Below are 16,598 nucleotides of genomic sequence, written 5' to 3'. Positions count from 1 at the left end.
GATTCCCCGCTTTCGGCTTTCGCGCTTCGGCGGTGCGCGTCAATCCTTCTTCAGCAGATCGGCCAGACCGGCAAAGGGATTATGAGTGCTGGGCGCAGTGGTGCGTCCACCGGTGGCGCTGGTGTCACGCCCGGCCGCGACGGCGGCTAGATGCTCCTCGTACTTCTGATGCTCGTTGTCGTGACAGTAGAGGCAGAGCAGCTCCCAGTTGCTGCCGTCGGGCGGATTGTTGTCGTGGTCCATGTCCTTATGATGCACGGTCAGCTCGCGCAGGTTACTGCGGTCGAATTCACGCGCGCAGCGCCCGCACACCCAGGGGTAGAGCTTGAGCGCCTGCTCGCGATAGCCGGCGGCGCGCTCGTCCATCGCGCGGCGGGCGCTAGCGACGACGCGGTCGAGCTTGCTGCCATCAATAGTCTGGCCGGTGCGGCCGTGGCGGGGCTGGTCTTTGGACATCTTGGACTCCGCTGGGTTGGGCGGGCGATTCGCCGGCTTATCTGCATCATCGGACCCTGGGGCTTGCGGCGCTGGTACCAGCGAGCCGTGACGGCGCCGGGTCATCGAGCAGATTGTAGCCGGAAGATCGATCCCGTTCTCGGGTATGCTTGCGCCTGACATGGAGCTGCTCAACGACCTGTTTCGCTCGCCGTCCTGGGAGGCCATGCGCGTCGGCCTGCATCTGGCCTTTGCGCTCGCGTTGCTGTTCTGGCTCTGGCAGGCCTTTCGGCTGCGCGCGGCCGTGCCGCTGCGGCATTTGGCGCGGCCGCGCGCTTGGCTGTTGCCGGCGGTGGGTGTGCTGACGTTGGCCTTGGTGGCCATCCTGGCCTATCAGGCGACCTGGCAGCTCGGTGGGATGGCACGACCGCAGTTCATCGCCTTCATGCAGTCGCATGACCGACGACAGTTCAATCCCGCGCACTGGATTCAACGCGGCCGTATCCTCGATCGACGCGGTCGGGTCTTGGCCGAGAGTCGCAATCGTGACGGCGCCGCCGAGCGTGTCTATCCCTATGGGCCGGTCTTCGCGCATGCCGTGGGTTATGCCGATCCGCGCTTTGGGCTGAGCGGTATCGAGGCTATCGCCAACCACGCGCTGAATGGAGCGACGCTAAAGAGCCTCGGCGACTGGGGCGAGCTTGGACGCCAGGTGTTGACCCAGAGCAAGCGCCCGCGTGGCCAGGATCTGGTCACTACTCTGGATGCCGAGCTGCAGCAGCTGGCGGTCGAGCGGATCGCGGCGGCCAAGCCCGTCGGGCGCGGCGCCGTGGTGATACTCCGGCCCGCCGATGGCGCCGTGCTGGTGCTGGCGAGCGTGCCCGGCTTCGATCCCAATCGGCTGCAACCGACTGTGTTCACTGGCGCTGATGCGACCAACCCGCTGATGAATCGGGCCACTCAGGGCCAGTATCCGCCAGGTTCCAGCTTCAAGGTGGTGCTCGCCGCGCAGGCCTTGGAGACGGGCTTTCGTGGCCGTTTGGACTGTCCCGCCGAGGGTTACACCACCTCGAGTCGCTATCGGCCGATCCGGGATCACGAATACTACGAGGCGAAGCGCGCCGGTCGGGCCTGGGCCGGACATGGCTCGCTTGATCTCTCCACGGCGCTGGCCAAGTCCTCGAATGTCTTCTTCGCCCAGCTGGGCATCCTGGGCGGCCACCGGGCCTTTGCAACGACCGGTCAGCGGTTCTCCTTCAACCGCTCGATCGCCTTTGTTGGTGGTCCCTCGGGGACGCTGCGGCTACAGTCCGCACGGCTTGAGCCGATCCCCGAGCGCGATCGTTACGGATTGGCGCAGGCGGCGATTGGTCAGGGTCGGGTCACGGCAACGCCAGCATACATGGCGCTGATTGCGGCGGCGATCGCCAACGAGGGTGTGGCGATGCGCCCGCGTCTGCTGCGCGATAGCCCGCCTGAGACGCTGACACGCTTCATGAGCGCCGATACCGCGCGTCGGCTCCGGGTGATGTTGCGGGGCGCGGTGAGCGAGGGCACCGGTCGCGGGATTGAGACCGTTGGGCTTGAGATCGCCGGCAAAACCGGCACCGCCGAGAATCCGCAAGGTGCTTCACATAGCTGGTTCATCGGTTTTGCACCGGTATCGGCGCCGCAGCTTGCGTTCGCGGTGTTGGTCGAGCATGGCGGATACGGCTCGACGGTCGCGGCGCCCATCGCGCGCGATCTGCTGCTCAAGGCCGCAGAGCAAGGCCTATGATGAGCCGCGCTACACCAACAAACCTTGAGGATTTCTGGCTGCTACGCGCACCAGAGCGTCAACTGCTGCTGTGGGCGCTGTTGATCGCGCTCCTTGGGTATCTGATGTTGCTTGGCGCGCAGACCAAGGAGGGGCTGGATGTGCGGCTCAGCGCCCTGATCCCCTTGCTCGTGTTCATGGGCGCCTTCGTCAGTGCTCATCTGAGCTTGGTGCTGGCGCGCTTCCGTGGCGATCAGCTGCTGCTTCCCGTCACGGCGTTACTGAGCGCGATCGGCTTGTTGGCTCAAGTGCGGACCGGACTCTTCGGCGCTGGAGCGCTGAACGGGTCCAAGCTTGCATTGCTGCCGCTTGGGGTCGCACTGATGTTGACTATCGCGATTGCTGGCCGCCAAGGCCGCTATCGGCTTGCCGCGCGCGCGACCTGGGTCTGGGGCGGATTCTCGTTGCTACTCATGGCGCTGGTGCTGGTGACGGGGCAACGCTATCGCGGTGCGGTGTACGCTCTCGGCTTCATCACGCCGACCGAGCTGCTGAAGCTGACCATGGTGCTATTCACCGCCGCCTTCATCGATCAACACCTCAAGCAGCTCAGCCGCTGGCGCGGTCTGTTGCCCCCGCTGCGTCCGCACTGGCCGCTGCTGCTGGTCTGGGGCGCGTTGCTACCGATGCTGCTGCTGCAGCGTGACCTCGGGCTGGTGTTGATCCTGGGTCTGACGCTGATCGCGGTCTTGGCGGCGGGCACCCGACAGCCCGGTTACCTGCTCTATGGCTTGGTGCTGGGTGGTGCGGCTGGCGCGGTCCTGATCCGCTTTTTCAGCCACGGCCTGCGTCGCGTCGAGGTTTGGATGAACCCCTTTGCCGACCCGACCGGGGCCGGTTGGCAGGTACTGCAAGGCCTGTCCGGGATGTACGCGGGCGGACTCTGGGGCGAGGGCTTCAGCGAGGCGCGCCCGCGCTATACACCGATTGCGGAGTCGGACCTGATCTATGCGGTCTGGGCTGAAGAGCTTGGCTTTGCCGGCAGCCTGCTGTTGTTGCTGTTGTTCGCGGTGCTGCTGACGCGTCTGCTGACCTTGGCCGCGCGGGCGCGCACGCCCTTCGGGCTGATGGCGGCAACTGGTGTGGCCACTGTGCTGAGCGTGCAGACGTTGCTGAACATCGGCGGCGTCACCAAGGCCCTGCCGCTCACCGGGATCACCTTGCCGCTGATCAGTCATGGCGGCAGTAGCCTGCTGACCGTCTTCGCGAGCCTGGGCCTGGTACTCGCGATCTCCGATGGCGAGCCGGTTAAGTCGCGCGCGAAGACATCGGCGCCCAAGACATCCAAAGCCACCAAAGCCACCAAAGCCACCAAAGCCACCAAAGCCGCCAATATGCCGGATGTCTATCGGGTCGGCTATGGTCTCAGGCGCAAGGGCGGGGTCAAGCCGGTGAAATCATCACCTCAGTGATCGTCGAGCAGCGCGACAAGGGCGTTGAGCAGCGCGGCGTTTTCGTCTGGCGTGCCGACGGTGATGCGCAGGCAGTCGGCGAGCAGGGGATGGGTGCCGTCGAGGTGCTTGATCAGGATGCCGCGCTCGCGCAGGCCGGTGAAGAGCGCGCCCGCTCGACCAGGCCGGGTGCGAACCAGGATGAAGTTAGCATCGCTTGGGAACGGCTTGAGTCGGCCTTGGCCCCCGTCGAGTTCGGCGAGGGCGCTGGCGAGTCGGCCGCGCTCGCTGCGGATTATCTCGGTCTGTGCGTCGAGGACATCGCGATGGCGCAGCGCGAAGGTGGCGCTGGCCTGACTCAGGCAATTGATGTTGTAGGGCAGGCGCACCTTGTCGATCTGCTCGATCCAGCCTGCCGGTCCGGCCAGATAGCCGAGCCGCAGTCCGGCCAGGCCCATCTTCGAGACGGTGCGCATGACCAGTAGATTCGGCCAGTCGCCGAGCCGTGGCAGGAAGCTGGCGTCGGTGAAGGGCGCATAGGCCTCATCGACGATGACCAGGCCGGGGCTGGCGGCGATGATCCGCTCGATCACCGCCGGATCGAAGAGGTTGCCGGTCGGATTGTTCGGATAGGCGATGAAGGTCAGCAACGGCCGGTGGTGCCCGATCGCAGCCAGGGTAGCGTCCAGATCGAGCGCGAAATCAGCCGCGCTCAGCGGGACGCCGACATACTCAAGTCCGACAAAGCGCGCAATCATCCGGTACATCACGAAGCCGGGATCAAGCGAGAGCAGGGTCGGGCGGCCCGAGGCCGCCTTAGCCAAGGTCCCAGCCGGCGCCTCACCCAACGCTTCTCCATCGGCCTCAGCAGCATCCGCGCGCGTCTGTTTACCGGGTGCGGCCACCGCGAGCGCCAGCATCTGGATCAGCTCATCGGAGCCGTTGCCGAGCAGCAGGCCCATCTCGGGCGGGATCGCCATCGCCTCGCGCAGCGCCGCTTGCAGATCGCGGGCCTGTGGATCTGGATAGCGGTTTAGCTCGGCCTCGCGCAATGCGGCGAGCCAGTCATCGCGCAGCGCCTCGGGCCAGCGGTAAGGATTCTCCATCGCGTCGAGCTTGATCAGGCCGGTGGCATCCGGCACATGATACGCCTTGAGCGCTTGGATCTCGGGGCGGATCAGCGTCTCGATCAGGTGACTCATGGCCGTTGGTCGTGCCGCTTGTGCTTCGCCAGTGATTTCATTGTTTTTCACCGGTGCCTCGATACTCGGCCGAGCGCGCGTGGGCCGTTAGCCCCTCGCCGCGCGCGAGGGCCGATGCGGTGTCGGCGAGCGCGGCGGCGCCGGCCGCCGAGGCCATGATCAGGCTCGAGCGCTTCTGGAAGTCGTAGACGCCGAGCGGCGATGAGAAGCGCGCGGTGCGCGAGGTCGGCAGCACATGATTCGGCCCGGCGCAATAGTCGCCAAGCGCCTCGGCGGTGTAGCGGCCCATGAAGATGGCGCCGGCATGGCGGATCTTCTCGGCGAGGGCCTCGGGCTCGGCGACCGAGAGTTCCAGATGCTCGGGTGCGATACGGTTGGCAACCGCAGCGGCCTCGTCCTGATCGCGGGCGAGGATCAGGGCGCCGCGTGCGCTCAGGGCCTGCGCGATGATCTCGCAGCGTTCCATCTGCGGCAGTAGCCGCTCGATACTCGCGGTGACCCGGTCCAGATACTCGGCATCCCAGGCGATCAGGATCGATTGGGCGTCCTCGTCGTGCTCGGCCTGCGAGAATAGGTCCATCGCGATCCAGTCCGGGTCGGTCTCGCCATCGCAGAGGATCAGGATCTCGGACGGGCCGGCGACCATGTCGATACCGACCTGGCCGAATACCGCGCGCTTGGCGGTGGCGACATAGATGTTGCCGGGGCCGACGATCTTGTCGCAGGCCGGAACCGTCTCGGTGCCGTAGGCGAGCGCGGCGACCGCTTGCGCACCGCCGACGGCGAAGACGCGATCGACCCCGGCGATGGCGGCTGCGGCCAGCACTAGCTCATTGAGTTCGCCACCAGGCGTTGGTACCACCATCACTAGCTCTGGCACGCCGGCAACCTTGGCTGGAAGGGCGTTCATCAGCACGGAGGAGGGATAGGCCGCCTTGCCGCCAGGGACATAGAGTCCGACCCGATCGAGCGGGGTCACCTTCTGGCCGAGTAGGGTGCCATCGGCCTCGACGAACTGCCAGCTCTGCAGGCGCTGATGCTCGGCATAGGCGCGGATGCGCACGGCGGCGGCTTCCAGTGCCTCGCGTTGAGCGCTCGGGATCGCCTGCAATGCCGCGCTCAAACGTTCCTGGTCCAGCTCGAGCGCCGCTGCGTCCTGCGGTTGCCAATGATCGAAACGCGCGGTGTACTCGATCAGCGCGGCGTCACCGCGCTCGCGGATGTCGGCGATGATCGTTTCGACGGTCTGCTTGACGCCCGCATCCGAGACCGACTCCCAGGCGAGCAGGGCGTCGAGGCGGGCGTCGAAATCCGAATCGGAGGTGCGCAAGCGGGCGATGTTGGGGCGAGCGATCTGGGTCATGGCGATGCGAGACGCTGAGGTGCGAAAACGATGAATGGCAATGCAAAAAGTGCAGCCAGGTCGTGGATGAGCCGAACGCGGGATTGGGCGCGAGTCGGTTGCGCCAATCGGCCAGGTGCGCCAGTTAGAAGCCCCAAGCGGTTGAGCCAACCGGACGCGCCAGTCGATTGAGCCAAAATCGGGTGCGCCAGTCGGTTGCGTTAGGCGCTCGCGACAGCGCCGCGCAGCGCCTCGACCAAGCCGGCGATGCGTTCATGCTTCATCTTCCAGGAGGCCTTGTTGACGATCAAGCGCGAGCTGATGTCGCCGATGTGCTCGAGCGGCACCAGCCCATTGGCCTTGAGCGTGTTGCCGCTCTCGACTAGGTCGACGATCAGATCCGAAAGTCCCACCAGCGGCGCAAGTTCCATCGAGCCATAGAGCTTGATGATCTCGACCTGCTGCCCCTTGGCGGCGAAATGTCGTTCAGCGCTGCGGACGTACTTGGTGGCGATGCGCAGCCGTCCGCGCGCTGGCGGTGGCACCAGCGCGGCATCGGGCCGGCCGGCGACCATCAGGCGGCAACGCGCGATGCGCAGATCGAGCGGCTCATAGAGCCCCTCGCCACCATGCTCGAGCAGCACATCCTTGCCGGCCACGCCGAGATCGGCGGCACCGTACTGGACATAGGTGGGCACGTCGCTGGCGCGGATAATCACCAGCTTCACGCGCGGGTCATTGGTGTCCAGGATCAGCTTTCGGCTGGTCTCCGGGTCCTCGGTCGCTCGGAGTCCGGCGGCCTCGAGCAGCGGCAGCGTCTGCTCGAAGATACGCCCCTTGGAGAGCGCGATGGTGAGCCTTTGATCGTCGGACATAGATGCGGTCGCTCTCGGCAGCAGGACAGGTCAGGAGGGTTCAGGAAGGGGCAGGGCGCAGTGCAGCTCGGGTCAAGGCGAATCAATGCACGCGCCGGATCAGGGCACCGAGCGCGGCCAGCTTTTCCTCGATATTGTCGTAGCCGCGATCGATATGGTAGATGCGATCGATCAGTGTATCGCCTTCGGCGACCAGGCCGGCGAGCACCAAGCTGGCCGAGGCGCGCAGGTCGGTGGCCATCACCGGCGCGGCGGTCAGGCGCTCGACGCCGCGACAGATCGCGACATTGCCCTCAATGCGGATATCGGCGCCCATGCGCTGCATCTCCAGCGCGTGCATGAAGCGGTTCTCGAACACCGTCTCCTTCACCATGGCGCTGCCCTCGGCGATGCTGTTGAGGGCACAGAACTGGGCCTGCATATCGGTCGGGAAAGCCGGATGCGGCGCGGTCTGGATGTCCACCGCGCGTGGCCGCCGGCCTTGCATGTCGAGTTCGATCCAGTCCGCGCCGACCGCGACGCGCGCGCCAGCCTCGCGCAGCTTCATCAGCACCGCTTCGAGCAGATCGGCGCGGGTGCCTTGCACGCGCACGCGCCCGCCGGTCATCGCTGCGGCGACCAGGTAGGTGCCGGTCTCGATGCGATCCGGCAGCACCCTGTAGTCGGTGCCGTGGAGGCGCTTGACGCCCTGGATGTGGATGCTGTCGGTGCCAGCGCCCTGGATGCGTGCGCCCATTTGGGTCAAGAACCGCGCCAGGTCTACCACCTCGGGCTCGCGCGCGGCGTTCTCGAGCACGGTTTCGCCCTCGGCGAGGGCGGCGGCCATCATCAGGTTCTCGGTGCCGGTGACGGTGACCATGTCCATCACATAGCGCGCGCCGCGCAGGCGTTTGGCGCGTGCATGCACATAGCCGTTCTCGACCTGGATCTCGGCGCCCATCGCGCGCAGGCCCTCGAGATGCAGATTCACCGGCCGCGCGCCGATCGCGCAGCCACCGGGGAGCGAGACATTGGCCTCGCCAAAGCGGGCCAGCAGAGGGCCGAGCACCAGGATCGAGGCGCGCATGGTCTTGACCAGTTCGTAGGGGGCCTCGACGCTGGTCACTTGACGCGCGTCGGCCTGGATGCCCATGCGCTCGTCCACCGTCAACTGCACGCCGAGGCGCCCGAGCAGTTCCATAGTGGTGGTGATATCACGCAGATGTGGCACGTTCGAGAGCGTGCAGACCCCATCGGCGAGCAGGGTCGCGGCCATGATCGGCAGAGCGGCGTTCTTGGCGCCCGAGGCGCGGACATCGCCCTCGAGATGCGGTCCGCCGGTGATCAAGAGTTTATCCATACTGACGCTTATCCATGCTGATCCGTCTCGATGCCGAGCAAACCGTCGACGTTAGAGAAGATGGCGATGCGCCTCAGGGCATCCGGCCAGTTCGCAAACCTGAGCCCGAAGCCGGCGTGCTGGGCCTGTGCGACCCAGTCGAGCAAGAGCGCAATCGCGGCACTGCTGCTGCGCTCGACACCGCCAAGGTCGATCTCGAGGTGTTGGGGCTGGCTCGCCCTGTCGTGGCGCAAGCCGTGGCGCAAGCGTTTGAACAGCCGCTGGCCCTGTCGCGCGAGGTCGGGCATTGTGCCGAGGTCAAGAGGGCCTTGGAGCCTGAATTGGCCGGCGCCAAGCTCGAGCAGTTCCGCCGCTTGGTTGGCCGCCGTGCCTTGCTCGGCTGTCGCGCTGTTGGCCGCCGCGCCTGAGCCATTGCGAGCAGGCAAGGGCTCAGGCACCACGCGCGGTCTTGGCCCGCAGTTGCTCGATCAGCCCATCGATCCCCGAACTGGCGATGGTGGAGCGAAATTGACTGCGATAGTTCGAGATCATGCTCACCCCGTCGATGACCACGTCATAGACCTTCCAACTGCTGCCGCGCTCGAGCATGGAGTAGTCGATCGGGATGGCGCTCGAGCCGGATTCGCGCACTTCGGTCGGCACTACGACGGTGCCTGAGCGGGTGCCGGGGCGCGCGGCTTCGTAGACGATGTCCTGGCCCGAGTACTTCATGAGCGACTTGGCGTAGGTGCGCACTAGCAGATTGCGGAAGTGCTCGATGAGGGCCCCCTGCTGCTCGGGGCTCGCGTCCCGCCAGGCGCGGCCGACCGCGAGCCGGGTCATCTGCTCGAAGTCGAAGTGCGGGGCCAGGATGCTGTCGACCAGCTCGTTGATCAGTTGCGGCTTGCGCTCTATTTCGGTGCGCCGGTTCTCCAGCGCGCCAATCATCTTGCTGGCCGTCTGCTCGACCAGCTCGGTTGCCGACTGCTCGGCGCCGATGGCGCCGAATGGACTTGCCAGCAGCAGGATGCCGGCGATCAGGAGTGTTCTCATTCGCCACCTTCCTCCGCTTTACTCAAAAGAAATTGTCCGATCATCTGTTCCAGCACCAAGGCCGACTGGGTGAATTCGATGCGATCGCCATCCGTCAGCATGTCGGGGCTGCCGCCGGGGTCGAGGCCGATGTACTGCTCGCCGAGCAGGCCGGCGGTGAAGATGTTGGCGAAGGTATCGCTGGGGATCTGATCGTAGCGCTCGGCGATGCGCAGCGTCACCACCGCTTGATAGGTCTCTTGATCGAAATCGATGGCCTCGACCCGGCCCAGTCTGACACCGGACATGCTCACCGGCGCGCGCACGCGCAAGCTGCCGATGTTGTCGAAGTGGGCCTTGAGGGTATAGCCCTCGCCGGTCGTCGCCGTGCTCAGGTTGCTGACCCGCATGGCCAGGAAAAACAGCGCGACGAAGCCAAGCGCCATGAAGGCACCGACCAGGATCTCGCTCAGACGGATACGCGCCATGGCTTCAGCCTCCAAACATCAATGCGGTGAGAATGAAATCGACCCCCAGCACCGCCAGCGCCGATTGCACCACGGTGCGGGTGGTGGCACGGCTGACACCGGCCGAGGTCGGCGTGGCATCGTAGCCCTCGTAGAGCGCGATCCAGGTGACGACGAGGCCGAAGACCAGACTTTTGATGACGCCGTTGATGACATCCTCTTCAAAGTCGATCTTGTTCTGCATCTGCCCCCAGAAGGCGCCGTCGTCAACACCGAGTAGGCCAACGCCGACGAACCAGCCGCCGAGGACGCCGACCGCGCTGAACATCGCCGCCAGCAGCGGCATCGAGATCAGCCCGCCGAAAAAACGCGGCGTGAGTACACGCTTGATCGGATCGACGGCCATCATCTCCAGACCAGAGAGCTGCTCGGTGGCCTTCATCAGGCCGATCTCGGCGGTCAATGCCGACCCGGCGCGGCCGGCGAACAGGAGCGCCGTGACCACCGGCCCCAGCTCGCGCACCAGTGAGGCGGCGACCATGACCCCCAGACTCTCGGCGGCGCCGAACTGTGACAGCACATAGTGGCCTTGGAGGCTCAACACCATGCCGACGAACAGGCCGGAGACGACGATGATGAGCAGCGAGAGCACGCCGATGCCATAGAGTTGCGCCAGCAGCAGACGCGGGCGGATCAGCATCGACGGCAAGCCGCCCAGGATGCCCGCCAGCAGTAGGTGAGCGCGGCCGAGGCTGGCCAGTATCGAGAGCCCCGCGCGTCCTAGACTCGCTAATACGTCAAGCACGAGGGGCGCTCAATGGATGGCATCCTGGAGCAGATCCTGCTCCAGCGCCGCAGCCGGGTAATGATAGTGCACGGGCCCATCGGGCTCGCCATCCATGAATTGCCGCACCCAGGCCGACTCGCTGGCCGCCACCTGTTGCGGGGTGCCTTGGGCCATGATCTTGCCATTGGCGATGATGTACAGGTAATCGGCAATGCTGGCGGTATCAGCCACATCGTGACTGACGATGATGCTGGTCATGCCGCTGGCATCGTTCAGTTGCCGGATCAGCGAGACCAGCACGCCCTTGGAAATCGGATCCTGGCCGGTGAAGGGCTCGTCGTACATGATCATCATCGGGTCCAGCGCGATCGCCCGCGCTAGCGCGACCCGGCGCGCCATGCCGCCGGAGAGCTGACTCGGCATCAAGGCTGCAGCCCCACGCAATCCAACCGACTCGAGCTTGATCAGCACCAGTTTGCGCAGCACGGATTCCGGCAGCTTGGCGTGCTCGCGGATGGGGAAGGCCACGTTCTCGAACACGCTCAGGTCGGTGAGCAAGGCACCGCTTTGAAACAGCATGCCCATGCGGGTGCGCAGCCGATAGAGATCGGCGCGACTGAGTGACTGGATCGCGTGTCCATCGACCTCGATCTCGCCGGCGTCTGGCTGCAACTGCCCGCTGATCAGTTTCAGCAGGGTGGTCTTGCCGGTCCCGCTTGGGCCCATGATGGCAGTTACCATTCCGCGCCGGATCTCGAGATCGATGCCGTCGAAGATGCAGTGCTCGGCATGATAAAAGCGCAGACCACGCACGCGCACGAGCGCCTCGCCCGGCGTGGCGTCGGTGGCCATGGCCGCTGCCTTTGGCTCGGCTGCGGGCTTGGACAGAGCTGGTTCCATCGATGGTTGATCCCTGTGCGGGCTGCGATCCAAAGCGGGGCATTCTCGCGACCTCCCCGCACAGCGTCAAGGACGAGGCGGCTTTACTGGCTGACGGGTCTCTGCCTGTCTGATCCAGCGCTGGTTCCATGTCTGGCCGAGAAGCCAGCTCCCAGCTGATCTAGATGAGGGCGGATTAGGCTCAGCGCTGGTTCACCGCTGGCTCAGCCCGAGCAGTTCCAGCAGCTCTTGCCAGGCGCTGAGGCTGTTGCTGGTCGGTTGCGCCAGGATAATCAGGCTCGGTGCGTGGCCATGGTGCTGGATCAGTGCGCTCAGCCAGTGCTTAGCGCCCCGGAGGTCTTGGTGGAGCGCGCTCGGCGCTTGCACGGCATAGCGTTCGCGGGCGGCGTTGGGCTCGCCCGCGTTCGAGCCTGAGCCGGAATCCGGGTCCGCGCCTGCATCCGAGCCAGGGCCAAGGTAGCGAAACCAGGCCTCCACTGCGGGCTTGCCGGCCGCAGGCTCGCCGGCGTCGGCCGGGACGCGTGGCGGAGACGCTACCGGCTCGAGCCAGGCTGCGAGCTTTGGTTCGAGCAACTGCCCGAGGATGGCGGCCTGGAGCGGCGGTTCGGCCTGTGTCGAACGAGCAGGAGCGGTCGATCGAGCAGTCGGATGCGCGGTCAACCGTGCGCGCGGCTGCTCGGCGACGAAGCGGAATCCCGCTGGCACCTCATCGCGCCATTGTGCGACCTGCGAGGCATCGCTCAGGCTCCAGACCGAGGATGGCAGCAGGGTGGTACGAAAACAGTTGGCGAAATAGGTCAGCTGCCAATCCTCGGGCAAGTCGTCCGGGTAGAATGTGGCGCGATCGGCCAAATCCCACCAGCCGCGCGCGGTCACCATCGTTGCGTTGCTCATGCGCGTATCATAGGCCGGAGAGTGGGCACGAGGGTACTCGGGGGAGCCAGAAGCACATGACCGACTTCAACACGCGCGCAAGGGCGATCGAACTCGTGATCTTCGATGTCGACGGAGTGATGACCGACGGCAGTCTCTACCTCGGCGATGATGGCCAGGAATACAAGGCGTTCCATTCGCGCGACGGTCATGGCATGACGATGCTGCGCGAGGCCGGTATCGCGATGGCGGTGATCACCGGGCGGCGCTCCGAGGTGGTGCGCATCCGCATGGAGAGCCTCGGCGTGGCGCATGTCTACCAAGGACAGTGCGACAAGGCTCCAGCCTACACGGCGTTGCGCGCCGCCTGCGGGCTTGAGCATGCCCAGATGGCCTATGTCGGCGACGATGTGGTCGATGTGCCGGTGATGCGCCAGGTCGGTCTGGCCGTGGCCGTGGCCGATGCGCATCCGCTGGTCAAGGCGCATTGCCATTGGCAGACGCGCTTGCCTGGCGGACGCGGTGCCGTGCGCGAGGTCTGCGAGGGATTACTGGCCGCGCAAGGCAAGCTCGATGCGCTCTTGCAGCGCTATGCCGCGCGCCCCGATGTTCCTGACCAGGCGTGAACTCAGCCTAGCCGTGCTCTTGCTCGCGCTCGGCAGCGCGGCATTGTGGCTGCAATGGGCAGACGACGCCAGCAAGGCGCCGGGGCGCGATGGTGAGCGCCGTCCAGACTACATCGTCGAAGGGCTCAGCGTGGTGACGCTCGATGCCGAGGGGCTGCCCGATCGGCGTCTCGACGCGGTGCGTCTTCGCCACTACCCTGATGACGACAGCAGCGAGTTGGATGAGCCGGTGCTGAGGCTGTTCGACGCTGCGGCCCTGCGCTGGCACGCCCGCTCGGTGCGAGCATGGATCAATGCGCGCGGTGACGAGGTGCTGCTCGAGCAGGACGTGCGACTGCAGCGAGCGGCAACGGCACAGTCGGCGCCGATCGAGCTTCGCACCAGCGAGCTGTTGGTGTTACCCGAGGTCGACTACGCCGAAACCGCGCGTTATGTCGAGGTTGAACGCGAGCATGACCGGCTGAGCGCAAGCCAGGGTTTGCGGGCCTGGCTTGGTGGCGAGACGCGTATCCAGTTGTTCGGGGCTGTGCGCGCGCGGATGGATGATACGCAGGCGGATGGTGCTCGGATGGATGCTGATCGGATGGGGCGGGGTAACGATGATGATGCTGGTTGAGGTGAACGCGATGAATCAACAGCGCCAACGCGCATCCCGCTTGTTTGCGCTGCTTGAGCTTATGCTGCTCGAGCTTTTGCTGTTCGGGCTGGCGCCGCTCGGCCTGATGCTCTGGGCCGCGACGCCCGCGTGGGCGCTCGAGGACGATCAGTATCAGCCGATGTATATCGAGGCCGATGCCGCCGAGTTTGACGAAAAGCAATTGACCAGCCTGTACATCGGCAACGTCGAGGTCACCCAAGGCAGTCTGCGCATTCAGGCCGACGAGATGCTGGTGCATCACGAGTCTGACCGCCGGATCAAGAAGATCATCGCCATCGGCCAACCGGTCCGCTATCGTCAGCGCTTGGATGATGACCCGGACGAGGTGACCGGGCAGGCCTTGCGGATGGAGTACGAGGCCGAGCGTGAAGAGCTGACCCTGATCGATGAGGCGGTGCTGATCCAAGCGAAAGACCGTTTCGCCAGCGACCGCATCGTCTACAACCGCATCACCGAGCGCGTGACCGCAGGCATGAGCGCCCAAGGCTATGAGCGGGTCAAGATTCGGCTCGAGCCCGAATCCACGCCCGAGCCGGCGCCCGCGCAATGATGCCGACCCTCGAGGCGCGCGCGCTGGCCAAGACCTATCGGCGGCGGGCCGTGGTCAATGGTGTCGACCTCAGTGTCGACGCCGGCGAAGTGGTGGGCCTGCTGGGGCCGAACGGCGCGGGCAAGACCACGAGCTTTTATATGATCGTCGGCCTGGTCAGCGCCGACGCCGGACGCATCCTCCTCGACGGCGAGGACATCACGCATCGGCCCATGCACGCCCGCGCGCAGCGGGGGCTGAGTTATCTGGCCCAGGAACCCTCGGTCTTTCGCAAACTCAAGGCGCGCGATAATCTGATGGCGGTGTTGGAGATGCGCGCCGAGAGCAGTCGCGAGGATCATCGCCAGCGCTGTGACGAGCTGCTCGATGAACTGGGCATCAGCCATGTTGCCGATTCGCTCGCGCTGAGCCTCTCCGGAGGCGAGCGCCGACGCCTCGAGATCGCCCGCGCGCTGGCGCTCGAGCCCAAGATCATGCTGCTCGACGAGCCCTTCGCCGGCGTCGATCCGATCGCGGTGGGCGATATCAAAGGCATCATCGGCCATTTGCGCGATCGGCGCATCGGCGTGCTCATCACCGACCATAACGTCCGCGAGACGCTGGATATTTGCGACCGGGCGTACATCATCAACGCCGGCGAGGTGATTGCCGCCGGCGCTCCCGCCGCGTTGCTGCAGGACCCGCAGGTGCGGGCCGTGTATCTCGGTGAACATTTTCGGCTGTAAAGCACCTTGGCCGTCGAGCAGGCTTTTCGACTAGACTTCAAGGTTCCATCAAGCCTTTCGCACTCGTATCAACGCTCGGCATGAAGCAAAGCATCCAGCTCCGTCTTGGTCAGCAGTTGACCATGACGCCGCAGCTCCAGCAGGCGATCAAGCTGCTGCAGCTCTCCACGCTCGACCTGCAGCGCGAGATCCAGGATGCGCTCGAGTCCAATCTGATGCTGGAGTCGGCAGACGAGGGCGAGACCGAGCGCGAGGGCGCGCCCGCCGAGACCCGCGAGGAGAGCGAACGCCAGCGCCATGAGGCCGATGCTGCGGTTGACGCCGAGGTTCCGGCCGAGTCGAATGCGCTGCCCAATGATCTGCCGCTCGACAGCGATTGGAGCGATACCTACGACAGCGAAGCCAGCGAGCAGTATGCCGGTCCTTCGGCCTCGGCCGGGGTCGGCTCGGGCAATGAGGTCGACCTGTTCGCCCAGCAGTCGCGGCCGCAGACGCTGCACGACCACCTCGAATGGCAGCTCAATCTGGGCCATCTCGGGGCGCGCGACCGACTGATCGCCGAGGCGCTGATCGATGCCATTGATGCCGATGGCTACCTCCGGCTCGATCCCGCCGAGCTTCTGGAGACGCTGGATCTCGAGGATCTCGAACGCGATGAGATCGAAGCGGTCTTGCACGCCGTCCAGGCCCTCGATCCGCCCGGCATCGGCGCCCGCGATCCGCGCGAGTGCCTGTTGCTGCAACTGCGCCAGCTCCCCGCAGAGACCCCGCATCGGGCCGGCGCGCTGATGATCTGCGAGAAACTGTTCGATGCGCTGTCGCGCAACGATCTCGATGAGCTGCGCCGCCATACCAAGCTCTCGGACCTGGAACTTGGACGCGCCCTGGCGCTGATTCGCTCCTTGCAACCAAGGCCCGGGGCCTTGATGAGCGAGCATCGTCCGGACTACGTCATCCCCGATGTGCTGGTGCGCAAGCGCGCCGGCAGTTGGCAGGTCGAACTCAATCCCGACACGCAGCCTAAACTGCGAGTGAACGAGGACTATGTGAAGCTGATTCGACGCGCCGATAATGGCGCCGAGAATACCTGCCTCAAGACGCATCTGCAGGAGGCCCGTTGGTTCATCAAGAGCCTGTTGAGCCGCAACGACACCGTGCTGAGGGTGGCGGCCAAGATCGTCGAGCTGCAGCACGATTTCTTCGAGTACGGCGAAGAGGCGATGCGTCCGCTGATCCTGAGAGACGTTGCGGAGTCGCTTGAACTGCATGAGTCAACCGTCTCGCGCGTGACCACTCAGAAGTATATGCACACCCCACGTGGTACGCTCGAGTTCAAGTACTTCTTTTCCAGCCATGTCGGCACCGCTGCGGGGGGCGAATGCTCGTCCACCGCCATCCGTGCCTTCATCCGCAAACTGGTCGCCGCCGAGGCGGCCAACAAACCACTGAGCGACAGCAAGATCGCCGGCATCCTGTCCGAACAGGGCATCAATGTCGCGCGCCGTACCGTCGCTAAATACCGCGAGGCCATGGGTATCCCACCCTCGAACGAGCGCAAGCGCCTGTAGCGGTCAGCGTCACGTGCCGCTACGGTGCGCTTG

The 16,598-nt window shown here is 65.4% G+C and carries 18 protein-coding genes; 7 read left to right on the top strand and 11 right to left on the bottom strand.

The genetic code is table 11. The features are described 5' to 3' along the window. Window positions 1–39: 39 nt before the first annotated feature. The gene (locus tag AC54T3_RS01725) at window positions 40–456 is read right to left on the bottom strand and encodes a YajD family HNH nuclease (RefSeq protein ID WP_496621810.1); all 417 of its coding nucleotides are present in this window, start codon (window positions 454–456) and stop codon (window positions 40–42) included. Window positions 457–601: 145 nt separating this feature from the next. Here AC54T3_RS01725 and AC54T3_RS01720 point away from each other — a divergent pair, with 145 nt between their 5' ends. Continuing rightward, window positions 602–2,212, top strand: a complete 1,611-nt coding sequence (locus AC54T3_RS01720) for a peptidoglycan D,D-transpeptidase FtsI family protein (RefSeq protein WP_496621809.1) — start codon at window positions 602–604, stop codon at window positions 2,210–2,212. After that, complete coding sequence (locus tag AC54T3_RS01715) at window positions 2,209–3,663, top strand: FtsW/RodA/SpoVE family cell cycle protein (RefSeq protein ID WP_496621808.1); 1,455 nt, start codon at window positions 2,209–2,211, stop codon at window positions 3,661–3,663. The genes AC54T3_RS01720 and AC54T3_RS01715 overlap by 4 nt, the downstream gene beginning before the upstream one ends. On the opposite strand, the gene AC54T3_RS01710 is transcribed toward AC54T3_RS01715, so the two are convergent. The 10 genes from AC54T3_RS01710 to AC54T3_RS01665 form a co-directional block, all read right to left on the bottom strand. Next, complete coding sequence (locus AC54T3_RS01710; RefSeq protein ID WP_496621892.1) at window positions 3,657–4,844, bottom strand: pyridoxal phosphate-dependent aminotransferase; 1,188 nt, start codon at window positions 4,842–4,844, stop codon at window positions 3,657–3,659. The two genes, AC54T3_RS01715 and AC54T3_RS01710, sit on opposite strands and share 7 nt — an antisense overlap. A 37-nt stretch (window positions 4,845–4,881) precedes the next feature. Continuing rightward, window positions 4,882–6,207 (bottom strand): histidinol dehydrogenase, encoded by a 1,326-nt coding sequence (gene hisD, locus AC54T3_RS01705; RefSeq protein WP_496621806.1) that lies wholly within the window; start codon window positions 6,205–6,207, stop codon window positions 4,882–4,884. Between the two features lie 200 nt (window positions 6,208–6,407). Next, window positions 6,408–7,061, bottom strand: coding sequence for an ATP phosphoribosyltransferase (hisG, locus tag AC54T3_RS01700; protein ID WP_496621805.1), 654 nt, complete (start codon window positions 7,059–7,061; stop codon window positions 6,408–6,410). A gap of 82 nt (window positions 7,062–7,143) precedes the next feature. Continuing rightward, entirely contained in the window at window positions 7,144–8,400 is a 1,257-nt protein-coding gene (gene murA / locus AC54T3_RS01695; RefSeq protein WP_496621804.1) for a UDP-N-acetylglucosamine 1-carboxyvinyltransferase, read from the bottom strand. A gap of 8 nt (window positions 8,401–8,408) precedes the next feature. After that, the gene (locus tag AC54T3_RS01690; protein ID WP_496621890.1) at window positions 8,409–8,687 is read right to left on the bottom strand and encodes an STAS domain-containing protein; all 279 of its coding nucleotides are present in this window, start codon (window positions 8,685–8,687) and stop codon (window positions 8,409–8,411) included. A gap of 142 nt (window positions 8,688–8,829) precedes the next feature. Continuing rightward, complete coding sequence (locus tag AC54T3_RS01685; RefSeq protein WP_496621803.1) at window positions 8,830–9,432, bottom strand: MlaC/ttg2D family ABC transporter substrate-binding protein; 603 nt, start codon at window positions 9,430–9,432, stop codon at window positions 8,830–8,832. Further along, window positions 9,429–9,899: an outer membrane lipid asymmetry maintenance protein MlaD gene (gene mlaD, locus AC54T3_RS01680; RefSeq protein WP_496621801.1), complete on the bottom strand. Its 471-nt coding sequence runs from the start codon at window positions 9,897–9,899 to the stop codon at window positions 9,429–9,431. The genes AC54T3_RS01685 and mlaD overlap by 4 nt, the downstream gene beginning before the upstream one ends. A gap of 4 nt (window positions 9,900–9,903) precedes the next feature. Further along, entirely contained in the window at window positions 9,904–10,683 is a 780-nt protein-coding gene (gene mlaE, locus AC54T3_RS01675; protein ID WP_496621800.1) for a lipid asymmetry maintenance ABC transporter permease subunit MlaE, read from the bottom strand. A gap of 9 nt (window positions 10,684–10,692) precedes the next feature. Next, the gene (locus tag AC54T3_RS01670) at window positions 10,693–11,565 is read right to left on the bottom strand and encodes an ABC transporter ATP-binding protein (protein WP_496621798.1); all 873 of its coding nucleotides are present in this window, start codon (window positions 11,563–11,565) and stop codon (window positions 10,693–10,695) included. A 192-nt stretch (window positions 11,566–11,757) separates the two neighbouring features. After that, window positions 11,758–12,459: a DUF72 domain-containing protein gene (locus tag AC54T3_RS01665; RefSeq protein WP_496621796.1), complete on the bottom strand. Its 702-nt coding sequence runs from the start codon at window positions 12,457–12,459 to the stop codon at window positions 11,758–11,760. A 56-nt stretch (window positions 12,460–12,515) separates the two neighbouring features. Between AC54T3_RS01665 and kdsC the strand changes: the two genes are divergently transcribed. The 5 genes from kdsC to AC54T3_RS01640 all read left to right on the top strand — a co-directional run bounded on the left by kdsC (window position 12,516) and on the right by AC54T3_RS01640 (window position 16,565). Then, window positions 12,516–13,064 (top strand): 3-deoxy-manno-octulosonate-8-phosphatase KdsC, encoded by a 549-nt coding sequence (kdsC, locus tag AC54T3_RS01660; RefSeq protein WP_496621794.1) that lies wholly within the window; start codon window positions 12,516–12,518, stop codon window positions 13,062–13,064. Beyond that, window positions 13,045–13,680: an LPS export ABC transporter periplasmic protein LptC gene (gene lptC, locus AC54T3_RS01655; protein WP_496621792.1), complete on the top strand. Its 636-nt coding sequence runs from the start codon at window positions 13,045–13,047 to the stop codon at window positions 13,678–13,680. The genes kdsC and lptC overlap by 20 nt, the downstream gene beginning before the upstream one ends. 10 nt (window positions 13,681–13,690) lie before the next feature. Continuing rightward, complete coding sequence (lptA, locus tag AC54T3_RS01650; protein ID WP_496621790.1) at window positions 13,691–14,272, top strand: lipopolysaccharide transport periplasmic protein LptA; 582 nt, start codon at window positions 13,691–13,693, stop codon at window positions 14,270–14,272. Then, a complete protein-coding gene (gene lptB / locus AC54T3_RS01645) occupies window positions 14,272–14,997 on the top strand; it encodes an LPS export ABC transporter ATP-binding protein (RefSeq protein ID WP_496621889.1) in 726 nt (241 codons plus the stop codon). Before lptA ends, lptB begins: the two co-directional genes overlap by 1 nt. 80 nt (window positions 14,998–15,077) lie before the next feature. Then, window positions 15,078–16,565, top strand: a complete 1,488-nt coding sequence (locus tag AC54T3_RS01640; protein WP_496621789.1) for an RNA polymerase factor sigma-54 — start codon at window positions 15,078–15,080, stop codon at window positions 16,563–16,565. Window positions 16,566–16,598: the final 33 nt, after the last annotated feature.

It is taken from the genome of Halochromatium sp. NSM3, from assembly GCF_059621085.1.
This window is presented reverse-complemented; position numbering and strand designations above follow the sequence as displayed.